11 protein-coding genes are annotated in these 13,793 nt (G+C 44.5%); 5 read left to right on the forward strand and 6 right to left on the reverse strand.

Going from position 1 to position 13,793, the window contains the following annotated elements; translation table 11 throughout:
* Positions 1 to 66: 66 nt before the first annotated feature.
* On the forward strand, positions 67 to 303 hold the full coding sequence (locus AC3CH3_RS16780) for an SMP domain-containing protein (RefSeq protein ID WP_019823418.1): 237 nt from the start codon (positions 67 to 69) through the stop codon (positions 301 to 303).
* A gap of 32 nt (positions 304 to 335) precedes the next feature.
* Here the strand turns inward: AC3CH3_RS16780 and AC3CH3_RS16785 are convergent, their stop codons facing one another.
* Positions 336 to 2,900, reverse strand: a complete 2,565-nt coding sequence (locus AC3CH3_RS16785) for an ATP-binding protein (protein WP_488539097.1) — start codon at positions 2,898 to 2,900, stop codon at positions 336 to 338.
* Positions 2,901 to 3,793: 893 nt separating this feature from the next.
* Between AC3CH3_RS16785 and AC3CH3_RS16790 the strand changes: the two genes are divergently transcribed.
* Complete coding sequence (locus tag AC3CH3_RS16790) at positions 3,794 to 5,230, forward strand: glyceraldehyde-3-phosphate dehydrogenase (protein ID WP_488538754.1); 1,437 nt, start codon at positions 3,794 to 3,796, stop codon at positions 5,228 to 5,230.
* Positions 5,231 to 5,469: 239 nt separating this feature from the next.
* On the opposite strand, the gene AC3CH3_RS16795 is transcribed toward AC3CH3_RS16790, so the two are convergent.
* Together AC3CH3_RS16795 and hcp are read right to left on the reverse strand one after the other, a co-directional pair.
* Positions 5,470 to 6,549 carry an FAD-binding oxidoreductase gene (locus AC3CH3_RS16795; protein ID WP_488538755.1) on the reverse strand — a complete coding sequence of 360 codons (1,080 nt, stop codon included), beginning with the start codon at positions 6,547 to 6,549 and terminating at the stop codon, positions 5,470 to 5,472.
* A 111-nt stretch (positions 6,550 to 6,660) separates the two neighbouring features.
* The gene (gene hcp, locus AC3CH3_RS16800; protein WP_488538756.1) at positions 6,661 to 8,322 is read right to left on the reverse strand and encodes a hydroxylamine reductase; all 1,662 of its coding nucleotides are present in this window, start codon (positions 8,320 to 8,322) and stop codon (positions 6,661 to 6,663) included.
* 273 nt (positions 8,323 to 8,595) lie between these two features.
* On the opposite strand from hcp, the gene AC3CH3_RS16805 reads away from it, so the two are divergent.
* Both AC3CH3_RS16805 and AC3CH3_RS16810 read left to right on the forward strand, forming a co-directional pair.
* Positions 8,596 to 8,826: a hypothetical protein gene (locus AC3CH3_RS16805; RefSeq protein WP_017061777.1), complete on the forward strand. Its 231-nt coding sequence runs from the start codon at positions 8,596 to 8,598 to the stop codon at positions 8,824 to 8,826.
* Positions 8,827 to 8,874: 48 nt separating this feature from the next.
* Positions 8,875 to 10,038: an alpha/beta hydrolase gene (locus tag AC3CH3_RS16810; RefSeq protein WP_488538757.1), complete on the forward strand. Its 1,164-nt coding sequence runs from the start codon at positions 8,875 to 8,877 to the stop codon at positions 10,036 to 10,038.
* Positions 10,039 to 10,147: 109 nt separating this feature from the next.
* On the opposite strand, the gene AC3CH3_RS16815 is transcribed toward AC3CH3_RS16810, so the two are convergent.
* The 3 genes from AC3CH3_RS16815 to AC3CH3_RS16825 all read right to left on the reverse strand — a co-directional run bounded on the left by AC3CH3_RS16815 (position 10,148) and on the right by AC3CH3_RS16825 (position 12,264).
* Positions 10,148 to 10,762, reverse strand: coding sequence for a LysE family translocator (locus AC3CH3_RS16815; protein WP_488539098.1), 615 nt, complete (start codon positions 10,760 to 10,762; stop codon positions 10,148 to 10,150).
* Between the two features lie 126 nt (positions 10,763 to 10,888).
* Entirely contained in the window at positions 10,889 to 11,809 is a 921-nt protein-coding gene (locus tag AC3CH3_RS16820; RefSeq protein ID WP_017070979.1) for a LysR family transcriptional regulator, read from the reverse strand.
* Positions 11,803 to 12,264 (reverse strand): Lrp/AsnC family transcriptional regulator, encoded by a 462-nt coding sequence (locus tag AC3CH3_RS16825; protein WP_019823402.1) that lies wholly within the window; start codon positions 12,262 to 12,264, stop codon positions 11,803 to 11,805. The genes AC3CH3_RS16820 and AC3CH3_RS16825 overlap by 7 nt, the downstream gene beginning before the upstream one ends.
* A gap of 254 nt (positions 12,265 to 12,518) precedes the next feature.
* On the opposite strand from AC3CH3_RS16825, the gene yjeH reads away from it, so the two are divergent.
* A complete protein-coding gene (gene yjeH, locus AC3CH3_RS16830) occupies positions 12,519 to 13,784 on the forward strand; it encodes an L-methionine/branched-chain amino acid transporter (protein ID WP_488538758.1) in 1,266 nt (421 codons plus the stop codon).
* Positions 13,785 to 13,793 lie beyond the last annotated feature (9 nt).

The following is a 13,793-nucleotide window of genomic DNA, read 5'->3' on the forward strand; positions in this document are numbered from 1 at the left end:
AAACTGGAACGCTAATTGCTATTAATAACAAGTATCATAATTATTAATAGCAATTAGGAATTCAATATGAAGATGATGACTCAACGCTTTCAAACTCTGCTTTCTGTTTCAAACTTCAGTCTAGCTATCACAACCTTGTTTATGCTTCTCAGTATTATCGTTGCTTATCCAATGGCCGATCACTTCTCACTGCCAATTCAAATCGTCGCCCACATCAGCACCATCTTAGTCGCAGCCTTGTTGAAAATCAGCTATGTCGGTCGTTGCCTTGCACAATACAACCTTGGATTGGAAGTTCGTTAAGTAGCGTCGCGCTAGCCTTGATAAGGGAGCCCTTAGACAATATCAAGGCTACTGAAAAGATCGTACAGCTGGTGAGATTTATAGGGTTTAGGTAAGTAGGCGTTCATACCGGCTTCAAAACAATCTTTGATGTCTTCTTCTAGAACACTGGCGGTTAAAGCTATGATGGGTAATGGTGTGACTTGTTGATCGGCTTCCCACTGACGAATCGCACGAGTCGCCGTTATACCATCCATAACAGGCATCATGCAGTCCATCAAAATGGCATCAAACTGAGCTCCCTGGGTAATGACATCCACCGCTTCTTGGCCATTACTGGCAATCAAATATTCATAACCCGCTTGCTCAAGGAAGAAGCTCGCTATTTTTTGATTCATCAGATTGTCTTCAACGATCAAAATTCGTCGATTCAGAGAGCGAACCTCTTCATCTTTTGCTTCCACTTGAGGCGTTTGCTCTTCGCCGACATCGAGAGATTGTAAGCTGGTTAAGAAACGTCGGCCCAAGAATGGCAAGGTATGAGTCGAGTGGACCGTTTCTCTGATTAGGTTGGTTTTAAATAGGTGATGCTGACAAACGATGACGCGAGCCAAAGGATATATCGCCTTCAACGTCGCAAGATCTTTCTCCATAGAGTGATGCAAGGTATGACAATAAAGTATGAAGTCGCTTTCTTTGACACTTTCACTCAGGGCTGCAATGGATGACACCACATTAGTTCGAACATTCAAACGCTCACACTCTTTAACAAGTTGATCAAGGTAATTGAAAGAGTTCGATATGATGGTCGCTCGGCTCAGGTTATCAAAAGTTTGAACAGGCGCTTCTACAATATCGACATACAAACAAAACGTGAATGCAGAGCCCTCTCCTTTCACTGAACGCGCGGTAATGTAACCACCCATCAAATCAACAAGCTGTCGACAAATCGCAAGCCCTAGCCCCGTACCACCAAATTGGCGGGTAATGCTGCCATCTTCTTGAGTGAAAGGTTCAAATATGGACTCTAGCTTCTCTGGCTCAATCCCAATTCCAGTATCAGACACACTGCATTCAAGCTTGCCCCTGCCCATAGACATAGGTGTATAAGCAATGTCCGTAGTAATCGTGCCCTTAGACGTAAATTTGATGGCATTAGAAAGCAGATTGGTCAGCACCTGTCTCACGCGGTACTCATCGAAAAACAGTTGTGACGGCGTTTGATAATCGATATTGATGTCGAGCTCAATATCCTTACTTATCGCTTTCGACTGAATCACACTCACAGAGTCATAAACCGCTTCTCGCAAATCAACATTGTGTGGTGACAACATCAAGTTACCCGACTCGATTTTAGACAGGTCGAGTATGTCATTCAGCAGCACCAGTAAAGAGTGAGAGGACGATTCGATATCCCCCAGTAATTCTTGTTGATTTGGGCTCAGTTGGCTTTGAGATAAGATCTCAGCCATGCCAATGATCCCGTTAAGTGGCGTGCGTATTTCATGTGACATATTGGCTAAGAATGCGCTTTTGGCTTTGTTAGCCGAAATCGCGTCTTCTTTTGCTGTTATCAACTCTTTGTTGTACAGATAGTTGCGTTCCATCACTCGATTTAGGGTTTCAGTGAACTCGGCAAGCTCATCGTTCCCTTGGATACGAATCACCTTTGGCTGGCCGTAGCTATCAGCGCATTCCGACACACCTTTCAAGATAATCGACAGGTTTCTGTTTAAGCGCAGAGATGTCGCAACCCCAAGCCACATCAAAACACCAGAAGCGATGAGTATAAGCAACGTCATGACCAAGGTTTGCCTTTTCTGCAACGCGATATTCTTGGTCAGTTCAAACTGTATTTGATTGGTGTAAGCGCCAATCGCGTTTGAAATCGCCCGTTTTTTAATCTCTAAGCTTTTCAAGTGTTGATAGATTTCGGGTGATGAAAAGTCCCCTTTGAGGATTCGAGATGTAAATTTGTCTTGGAATTCATCTTTAGCAACAGCGTTTAACAACTGTCTAATGTTTGGAGAACGCGTATCCGAACGGAAAACGGTATCTAATAGCTGTTGCTGCCTCTCTAGAGCACCGACATAGCTAAGCAAGTATTGGTTTTTAAACTCTGGGGAGCGATACAAACTGAAGCTTAACCACGCTTCTCTCTGAGTCCAAAACACATAATGCGTAAGATTGATAAACATCGCTTCCGCTTGACCGATATTTTCATCGACTAAGGCCATACGATATTCAGACAGCTCCATCAGCACGTCTTTTAACAAGTCGAAAGCGCGCTCTGTCAATTGTCTGTTGTCTGTGGTTTCAGGCGCACTCGCTAGGCTCATCAACAGCTTTTTCAATTCAGCTAACTGAGGATCAATGCTCCAATTGCTGTCAAACTGTTGAAGTCGCATTCCATACTGAGTCAGTCTATCCAGCGCTGATTGCAGTGTTAAAAGCAACTGACCTTTCTCAGGGGAATCATTAGACAGCATCAACCATCGATAAGCATCACTTGAAACCGTATTAAAAGATTGAAGCGCTTCAACCTTAATACGCGTTGTTTCAAGGTGATTCATCTTCTCATCGTTCTTAAGCACTTCATTCACTGTAAACCCGAACATAATGAGTACAGAAACCGTGGAAAGAAAAATAAGACGCCATCTAATTGACATGTTTATCATTTTTATAACGACTCCCTTCCCGAAAGTAATTTACCTAGCCCAAATTAAGAATAGGACATTAACAGAGGGTTATTGATCAAATTGGATATGAACAAACGATACTCTGAGCCCAGAACGAAAAATTAAAGCCAACTGGTATCCAGAAAAGTGCTTTAAAGCGGAAAGGCGTGCTTTTATTAAGACTGGTTTAAACAAGCGAGGTTTCAGTGAGCAAAATGTATACAAAAGACGTTTTCTCCAGTTATTATCACCCGCATAACAAGTGAACGGCCACATTTCGCGGCTCAACTAGACTGTGAATAATGACTCTGCGCGCTAACAAAGCGGATAGTTAGGTTAAAATTGTGACATCCAATCGTTTGCGTGATGCACTTTTCACGCTCAAACTAGACTTATTCAAAGGTCGAACAACAATACTGGTTAATTCCCTTATTTGTCGTTTACTGTTTACGTGTAACCTGAGTTAGCGATCACACCTTTAATGTTCAATATTACCCGTATTACATATTATCTTTTGAATTGAGTATTTTTTGACGAAAAATAAGTGCTACAGATTGTTAAAGTCAATAGTCTTTATCGACGTTCAAATCTTGATTTATGGCTAATGTCAAGCCAATTTAAAGATATTTTGTCTGCATTTATTTTTCCTAGCAGAATAACCCGTCGTACCTTACAATCCTGCCACATAAAAATTACAAGTTACACACAAGGCATATCAGCACATTTAAGTGGCAATAAAGACCACAGCCTGATGCCTCAAATCCCCTATGCTGATTGGCTTCCCTACAACCGCCATGAATGCAGAAACTTAACGTGAAAGGTCCCGAGTAAAGATGAGTCCCGAAAAGCACCTCCTAGATTGGCAAACTAGTCAAACCATTGCTGAATCCATCGCTCCAACTTTAGGTCAGTTATACCGTCAAAAAGGCGTAGAAGTTATCCTCTTTGGTAAGACCTTAGTTAACGCGACAACTATCGACATCATCAAAGCTCACCGCATCGCAAAACGTTACACTGGTTCTCCTCTTACAGCAGAACAGACTCAACCTATCATTCAACACCTTCTCTCTATGGACTTGTCTCCATGTCGTATTGATGTTGGTCGCCTTGCGCATTCATTTTGGCAAGATCGCGAAGACACACACGGGTTGGATGATTTCCTACAAACTGCACTCATTGAATCGCTTGAAGGCGATGCCATGACAGAACCTCGTGACGTTGTATTATACGGCTTTGGTCGTATTGGCCGACTGCTCACTCGTCTATTGATCGAGAAAAGTGGCCCGGGTTACCCACTGCGTTTACGTGCAATCGTTGTACGTGGCGGCAAAGATGGCGACCTAGAAAAACGTGCAAGCCTGCTTCGTCGTGACTCTGTACACGGCCAATTCAACGGCAGCATTGTTGTAGACCAAGAACGCAAAGCGATCATCGTTAACGGTAACTTCATCCAAGTTATCTACTCAAACAAACCAGAAGACGTGGATTACACGGCTTACGGTATTGAAAACGCACTTGTGGTTGATAACACAGGCGTATGGCGTGACGCGGAAGGCCTGAGCCAGCACGTTGCGTGTAACGGTGCGAAGAAAGTTCTACTGACTGCGCCCGGTAAAGGCGACATCAAGAACGTGGTATTTGGTGTAAATGAAAATGTTATTCAGCCAGAAGACACCATCATCTCTGCAGCAAGCTGTACTACTAACGCAATCACGCCAGTATTGAAAGCGGTTCACGACAAGTTTGGCGTGCTGTCTGGTCACATCGAAACGGTGCACTCATTTACCAATGATCAAAACCTAATCGATAACTTCCACTCGGGTGATCGTCGTGGTCGTGCTGCGTCACTGAACATGGTTTTGACATCGACTGGCGCTGCTAAAGCAGTATCAAAAGCGATGCCAGAGATGGAAGGTAAGCTAACAGGCAATGCGATTCGCGTACCTACGCCAAACGTTTCAATGGCAGTTGCGAACCTAAACCTTGAGAAAGGCACAAACAAAGAAGAGTTGAACGAGTACCTGCGTGAAATGGCGCTATCTTCTACTCTGTCTGCACAAATCGATTACACAGACTCGACTGAGATTGTATCTACGGACTTGGTTGGCTCTCGTCACCCAGGCGTGGTTGACGGTGTGGCGACTATCGCACAAGACAACCGTGCCGTGTTGTACATTTGGTACGATAACGAGTTTGGCTACAGCTGCCAAGTTGTTCACTGTATGGAACAGATGATGGGTGTACGCTACAAGACATACCCAGAAGTTTAATAAACTTCGCTCTTGTAGATACGTCCATCGCGACAAGCTCCACAACATAATAACTATATCTGCGAAGTCTGTATGGGCTTCGCAACCCCTTTTGTTTTGCTCCCCCGTATAAACAAGAGGGTTGCCACTTAGATCTGCTCTCTCTAACTGATCTAGGTGGCCTTTTTACATCTAGCGCTCTAACTTTTATCGCTATGACAAGACCTTGTCTTCATCACTCTTGCACAGCTTCGCGTCTGTTATAACTCCACCTCAACATCTGACTGAATCGAACTTGAACATGCGAGCACGTAGCCCTGTTCAATCTGTTCTGGCGTCAATGTTTCTTGGCTGCTTGATTCCACAGATCCTTTGGTCACTTTGCACTTACACGAACCACAAATCCCATTACGACAAGCGATAATAATTGGAACCCCTGCTTTTTCTAGTGAATCAGCTAACGGGGTGCCCACATCAGCTTCCACTTCTTTACCAAATGCAGGAACAAACACCTTAACAGCACCATTTGAATCCGCAGACGCTTCCGCTTGTGATTCTTCTGAAGCAGTATTGCTATTGGCTAGTGAATCATTAGTTTGAGTCGCTGGAGTAAAACTTTCTTGATAAAAGTTATCCATGTTGAACTCAAGTTCTTTCAGGTAGTTTTCTATGTCTTGCATGAAGCCTACAGGCCCACACAGATAAACCGTTCTATCTAAGATATCTGGGCTCAGTTTCACTAACCAATTCTTATCTAATCGGCCTTGAGGAGCCTTTGTTCCTTCACTGTCTTTCAGCAGTAATCTTAAATTGAAGTTCGCATGTGTCTCATCAAGTTGGTTAAGCTCTTCAAAGTAGATGGTCTCGCGTCGATTACGTGCCATGTGAACAAAATCGATTTCAATATCACTACCTTGAGCCAACCAATACTTTGCCATCGCCATCACAGGTGTGATACCACAACCTGCACTCACTAGCGTTACTTTCTGTGTTGCCGTTGGCATGCAATCAATACAGTTAAACGTACCTGCTGGCTTCAATACAGAAACCTCATCACCTTCATCAAGTTCATCAACAATAAAGTTCGAAACCAAACCACCTTCCACACGCTTTACCGTCAGCTTCAGGCGGTTATCTTCAGGACAAGATGCTACAGAATAGGCACGGTAATCGGTTTTCGTCGGCATATCCAAACCCAAGGTAATGAACTGCCCTGGCTTAAAGTTGAAATGTAAGTCTTGTGGAATGCGGCCAAGCTCAAAGCTGACCGTATCTGGCGTCTCGTGCCATTTCTTTAAACACACTAAATTGATTGAATCGCTATCCGACCATGCATACATAGTTCGTGTACCTTGCTAATGATTAAATGACTAAAGATTTAAATCTAAAAAACCCCGCCGTTGTCTGTTTTAGAAAAACGTCACAACAACGGGGCTTTGAGTTGGCCTAAATTAAGCCGCTAAGATTGTTTTAAGATCTTGTTCTGGCGTTGAGATAGAACGCATATCGAACTCGTCTTGAATAATCTTTAGTAGATTTTCTGTTAGGAAAGCTGGCGCTGTTGGGCCCGTGTAAATACCTTTCACACCAAGAGCGAACAGAGTAAGCAGGATAACAATCGCTTTTTGCTCGAACCAAGATAAAACCAGCGTTAACGGAAGTTCGTTAATGCCACAATCAAACTCTTTAGACAGTGCTAGAGCAAGCTGAATAGCTGAGTAAGCATCGTTACATTGACCTACATCGAGCAGACGTGGGATACCGTTAATGTCACCGAATTGATTTTTGTTGAAGCGGAATTTACCACACGCAAGCGTTAAGATGACTGAATCTTCTGGCGCTTGAGCTGTGAAGTCTGTGTAGTAGCTACGTTCAGATTTGTCACCGTCACAACCACCGACTAGGAAGAAATGTTTGATGTTGCCTTCTTTCACTTGCTCAACAACCGCAGGTGCCGCTTCCATCAATGCGTTACGACCAAAACCGACAGTGATCATTTGCTCGATCTCGTCGTGTTTAAAACCTTCTTGCGCCAGTGCACAGTCGATTACTGCGCTGAAATCGTCGCCTTCAAGGTGTGCAACACCCGGCCAGCCTACGATGCTACGCGTAAACAGACGGTCTGCGTAAGAACCTACATCTGGGTTAAGTAGGCAGTTAGATGTCATTACGATAGCACCAGGGAAGTTCGCAAACTCTTTTTGCTGGTTCTGCCAAGCGCTGCCGTAGTTACCCGCAAGGTGTGGGTACTTGTTCAGTTCAGGGTAGCCGTGTGCAGGTAACATCTCACCGTTAGTGTAAACATTGATACCCTTGCCTTCCGTTTGTTGAAGGATCTTTTCTAGATCATGCAAGTCGTGGCCAGAAACAAGAATACAGTGACCTCTCTTAGTCTTCACGTTCACGGTTGTTGGTTGAGGGTGACCAAATGTATCTGTCTCACCTTTATCCAGCATTTCCATTACTTTGTAGTTCATCAAGCCAATCTGCATAGATGTATCTAGCAGTTGTTTTAGGTCAGATGGATCAGTACCTAAGAAAGCCATGATTTCGTGGTATTCAGCAAAAATAGCATTGTCAGTTTGACCAAGAACACGCGCGTGCTCCATGTATGCTGCCGCACCTTTTAGACCGTATAGGCAAAGAAGGCGAAGACCAATCACATCTTCATGTTGAGAGTCGTGACCACGGTTTACCGCAGCTTGAGGTGCAAGTGCCAATAGCTCTGAAGAATCTGTTGGAAGATCGAATTGCGCAGCAGCCGAAAGTGCTGGGATTTCAAAGCCGATCAATGTAGCAGCCGCACGTACCTGTTGCTCTAAACGCTGTTTGAATTCGTGAGATTGCTGTGCAAATTCGATGATACGAGCAGGGTCGAAGTTAACGTTGGTGAGAGTTGCGAAAAACGCTTTTGGCGCCCACTCATCAATTTCAGTATCAATAACATCGCAAGTGCGACCTAAATTTGCCCAAAAAGAAACACCTTGAAGAGAATGCACCAACACGTCTTGAAGGTCGGATACTTCCGAAGTTTTACCACACATACCTTGTGCGAAAGAACAGCCTTTTACGGTTGGGGTTTGAATTGTTTGTTCACATTGAATACAGAACATATAAGGGCTCCAGTAATTTTTATTAACTGTAAGTACTTTGCTTACAGTGACTTATTCCAAACCCTATAGAGCATCAAGCGTGCCAACTTTTAAGTTGTTGATTTTAAAAGACTTGATTAAATTCCATATTTTTAGTGCGTGTTTATGACTACATATAAACCCGCAAACCACACACACCTGTGTCATAGTGACTCTTGAAGAATATTTAACGACGTTCATGTTTCGTTCAGAATAGAAGCGATAAAGTAACAACATAGAAAGAGAGGAATGAATATGAAAAATATATTAGTTACGATTGTTGCATTGTTTACTGGCCTTTTGGCGCTATTCACAAGCTTGATTCTTGCTATTCCTTTGGCTATTGCAGCTTTAATTACTGGCAAGCGCATTCAGAATCAAATGAAGAAACAAGGTTTCGCAGCTCATATGAACACGCGTCAGTCATCAACCAATGATGCCGGTGTTATTGAAGGTGAATACGAAGACCTTTCAAGCAAAAAATAGTTTAAGCTTTTGCTTGAAGATAAAACACGATAGAGACAACATTAAATAATGACCAGAAATACCATTATTACGCTCATTGCTTTAACGACTTTAAGTCTCGTTGGTTGCTCCAACGAGACCACTGCACCCGCTTACAAAACTTCTCCAGATTTACCTAGCTATCAGCAAGACAGCTTTGACGCCTACGTGAACGACACTCAAGATTGGTTACTGAAAAACCGTGTGTTCATGACCAAAGACAAGCAACTAGAGATTCAACTCAATTCACCTACCGAATACCAACCTGCAACACCGAACGGTAAGGCTGTCCTACTGGTTCATGGATTGGGGGATTCACCCTACTCATTTAAAGACATCGCGACACATTTAGCCGAACAAGGTTATCTAGTGAGAACGGTATTACTACCCGGTCACGGCAGCCGTGTTGGTGACTTAATGCAGCCAAACTTAGAAGATTGGCAGGGCGTGGTAGCTCACCACACTAAGTTGCTAGAGCAAGAATATGATTCTGTGTGGCTTGGCGGTTATTCAACAGGCGCGAACCTAGTGACTTCACAGGCGATGAACGACCCTAAGATCTCTGGGTTACTGCTGTTCTCTCCTGCGTTCCAACCGAGTTCGTCTGCGGTTCAATATGCAGGGCTAGCAAGTTACTTCGTTACGTGGGCCGATCAAGATCCTGAAGACAATGTGCTTCGCTACAACTCACTACCAATGAATGGCGCCTCGGTTTACTACGAGACATCGGAAGTGGTTCGCGAAGACTTACAAGATAAACACTTCGATAAGCCGGTGTTTATTATGATGAGTGAAGGCGACAGTGTCATTGACACCAGCTTCGTGCAACAAGCGTTTACTGAGTCTATGCCAAACCCAAACAATGTGTTGGTTTGGCAAGGAGAGACCACACTCGACGATCCTCGCGCGGTTCAATACAGCATGAAGATTCCAGAGCAACGTATCTCGAACGGCTCTCACATGGGGTTATTGTTCTCGCCAAGCAACCCGTACTACGGGATCAATGGTAGCGAGAAGATCTGTTCTAATGGTCAGGCTGAAGGCTTTGAAGCCGAGTGTAACGCGACAAGTGAAGTTTGGTACTCAGCATGGGGATATCGTGAAGAAGGGAAGAACCATGCGCGTTTGACCTATAACCCCTACTTCTCAGACTCGATGGCGAAGTTAGATGCCGTGCTGAACTCTGAAGGCTAATAAGCTCAAGCCTTTCGAAACCAATCCATAGAACTCAAAAAGGCTCACTAGATAACGTCTAGTGAGCCTTTTTTATGTATATAGGATCTTGTCTTAGTATGAGCGACTGCTATATCGTCCACACCACACGAACAGCAAGCAAGATCAACACCACGCCAGATAGTCGATCAATCAACTGAGCTTTCGAGCGAATACGTTCAATAATCAACGGGCTAGACAGTACCAAGGTGATAAAGGTGTACCAAAGGCCGTCGACAATCAGTGGCGTTGAGACAATGATAACCTGATTGGTCAGCTCATTACCCAATGCGACAAATTGGCTGAACAGAGCGATGAAGAACAATGCGATCTTTGGGCTCAAGATAGAGATCAAGAAAGCCTCACGAGCAGACTGCATGTAACTCATCTTTTCACCCGCTTCTAATTTCGCAGCAACACCACCTTTCGAACGCAACGCATTTACGCCGAGATAAAGCAGATAAGCAGCACCCGCTAAGCTAATACCTTTAAACAACATTGGGGATTGCTCAAGCACAACAGCTAAACCAACAATGGTTGCGAACGCATAAATACCGATGCCAGCAGCGTGTGACCAAGCTGCGATAAGCCCGTTCATACGGCCACCAGCCAAACTGTGTTTAGCGATCATCGCCAAACTTGGGCCCGGAGACATTGCCCCCAACAAGCAAATCGCTAATAAAGAAAACCAAATTGTTACTGTCATCATTCCATTCCTAATAAATAAAGCGTTCCAGCTGAACGCTCTACGCTTAATACTCAATACTTGGCACTTACCATAATCCGCAGGAGGTATTATTTGAAATCAAAGATTATCATCATACTTATGATTTCAAGTCATACTGATATTGTAACTCGACTTTTGCATGGCTTGGAATGCTTTTTCTCGCGCCCATTTGTGGGCAGAGTCGTTGTCATATTTAGGGTGCCACATTAACCAATAGGTATGCATTTCCGTATCAAATGGCAACGAAAAGTAGGTAGTATCGAGGTGTCGACCTAGGTTGTAAGCGATATGTTCTGGCACGATCATCAAGTAGTCGTCTTGCATTAGCACAGTGCCAGCGGATGAAAAGAACGGGACCTGCAAAGCCACTCTTCGCTTCAGCCCTTGCTTCTTCAATGCTATGTCCGCGTAGCTGTCTTTATCTCCGCCACCCGTCACTTTGATGTGAGAATAGTGAACAATATCTTCTGCACTCAAAACCGCTTGTTGAGCCAATGGGTGCGACTTGCGCATCAAACACACCGACTTATCTTCGCCAAGTTTGATGCTTGAGACATGTTCAGGCTTTGTGGGAAACATACTGGAAGCCAAATGAATCCCCGACTCGTTCAGTGCTTCAAGGTAGTTGGGCTGCCACAATCGATAAGCCAAATTGATGTTCGGCGCTTCAGCGGACACCTCTGCAACAATCACAGGAAGAATATACTGAGCCACATAATCACTCGAAGACAACACCAATTCACCCTGCCAGTCTTGCGGTTCGAAGGGTTTATCATCTAACAGGTGGTCAAACTCGCCAAGCAAGTCGTCGAGTTTGCCTTTGAGTAGCAATGCACGGTTGGTCGGCACCAGTTTATTGCCGTCACGGACTAGTAAAGGGTCGCCACATAAATCTCGTAACTGACTGAGCTGGCGGCTCACTGCGGATTGTGTGATATGCAAACGTTGGGCGGCACGGCTCACATGACACTCTTCAAGAAGTACATGCAGTGAGCGCAGTAGATTTAAGTTGATATTGCCTAACATGAATGCACCGTCGCATTCTGTTTGTTGAAAAACTCGGCCAAAACCGTATGAGTCATTAAGTGGCGAAGATCTGGGTATCTTTGCAGCTGATCGCGAACTCGGTTCAAGCTCTCCATGCTTTCCACTTCAACATAAAGCATCATATCGGTCTCACCGCTAATCGAGTGGCACCATTGCACCTCATCAATACTCTGGATTTGTTTCGCGTAAGACTCACAGCTATGGTCACTACTCGACATGTCGAACTTCAACAAGATATAAGCGCACACATTCTTCGTATGGTTAGGCTCTGCCACTTGAGCGCAGTAGCCCGTAATCACTTTGTCGCTTTCCAGTTTCTTGATTCTGGCGTTCACTGCCGAGCGCGAGAGGCTGACATCTCGGGCGATATCACTCACTGAGCATCGTGCATTGGTTTTTAGAATATCCAAAATCTGGCGATCAAATTTATCCATATTTCTGATTCTTTCCATTTATTGTTCTATTTATAACGCCTAATTTGACACAACTTTCCGACTTATAACAGCCATTCTGACAGCCGACACTTTCACGCTGAATCGGATTAATACCGTTAAAATGACGGTGTCTTAAGACGTTTCGCTAGCTGTATTATTGATGTCGACAATGTATGCTCTCATTCATAACTTCACACACACCAGAAGAAAGTTACTGGAAGACCGTGACCAGAATCAAATAGCTAGGAGAGCGAATGACACAACTCAAACAAGAAATCACGCTTATTTCAGGAATCGGACAACTCTCGACGACCTTGCTAGGCACGGGATTATTTATGATCCCTGCGATCGCAGCAGGTATTGCAGGTCAGCTGTCTCTACTCGCTTGGTTAATCTTGTTTATCGCTATTTGCCCGATTGCATTGACCTTCGCAGCATTAGGAAAACGCTACCCGAATGCAGGTGGTACTGCCTATTTTGTGCGTCAGGCGTTTAGCGAGCGATTAGAAACAAGCGTGGCTTGGTTGTTTGTGAGTGTTATTCCTGTCGGTATTCCAGCGGCCATTGCACTGGCTGGTGGTTTTGCACAACAATTGTTACCCGCACCTCTCGACACTACTCTGGGTGCTCAATCCTTTACTGTCGCCCTGCTTATTGCCGTCAATTTGATGGGCAGTAAATCTTCTGGCCGACTGCAAACCGTGATCGCATTGTCGATTTTTGCCTTGGTTAGCGCTTTTGTTTGGAAAGCCGACATCACGGTAGCCGATGTTGCTCTTCCAGCCATCTCGTCCGATTCGATGTGGTCTATCGGCGCAGCTTTGGCTGTCATGTTTTGGTGCTTTGTCGGAATAGAAGCTTTTGCTCACATGGGAGAGGAGTTCAAAAATCCACAACGTGACTTCCCAATCGCCATCATTGCAGGCTGTTTTGTTGCGGGGTTAGTGTACTGGGCTTGTTCAGTGGTGATTCTTAAACTGGGTGCTTACGGTTCACCTGAATTCGACGCCACATCCATCCCTTGGGTAACAGAACAACTGTTTGGCAATGGCTTCAAAACTGTCATCAGCGTACTGGGGTTCTTTGCTTGCTTTGCCAGCCTAAACCTTTACACACAAAGCCTATCACGAATGATCTGGGCTCAAGCTCGCCAACACAGCCCTACAAGTCGAATGGCTCAACTGAACAGCCACGGCGTACCGCTTTACCCAACGTTAGCAATTGGCTTTGTCGTGCTTATTTCGTGTGTGATTGGTGAGCTGTCTAATTTAGACCTTGAGTTCTTTCTCAAGCTCGCCAACGGTATTTTTGTTCTGGTTTATCTGCTCGCAATGTTAGCCGCTTGCCGATTACTAACAGGCGCATCTAGATACACAGCCATGCTTTCATTGGTCATCTGTACCTTGGTGTTTATCTGTTTAAGTTGGTCGATGCTCTATGCCGTGACTATTTTTGTGACATTGTCACTCCCTTGGCGAAAGTGGTTGGGTAAACCCACCGTTTCTGTCGACAAGCTGTAAACGATACCT

The organism is Vibrio sp. QJM3NY_35 (assembly GCF_057785915.1).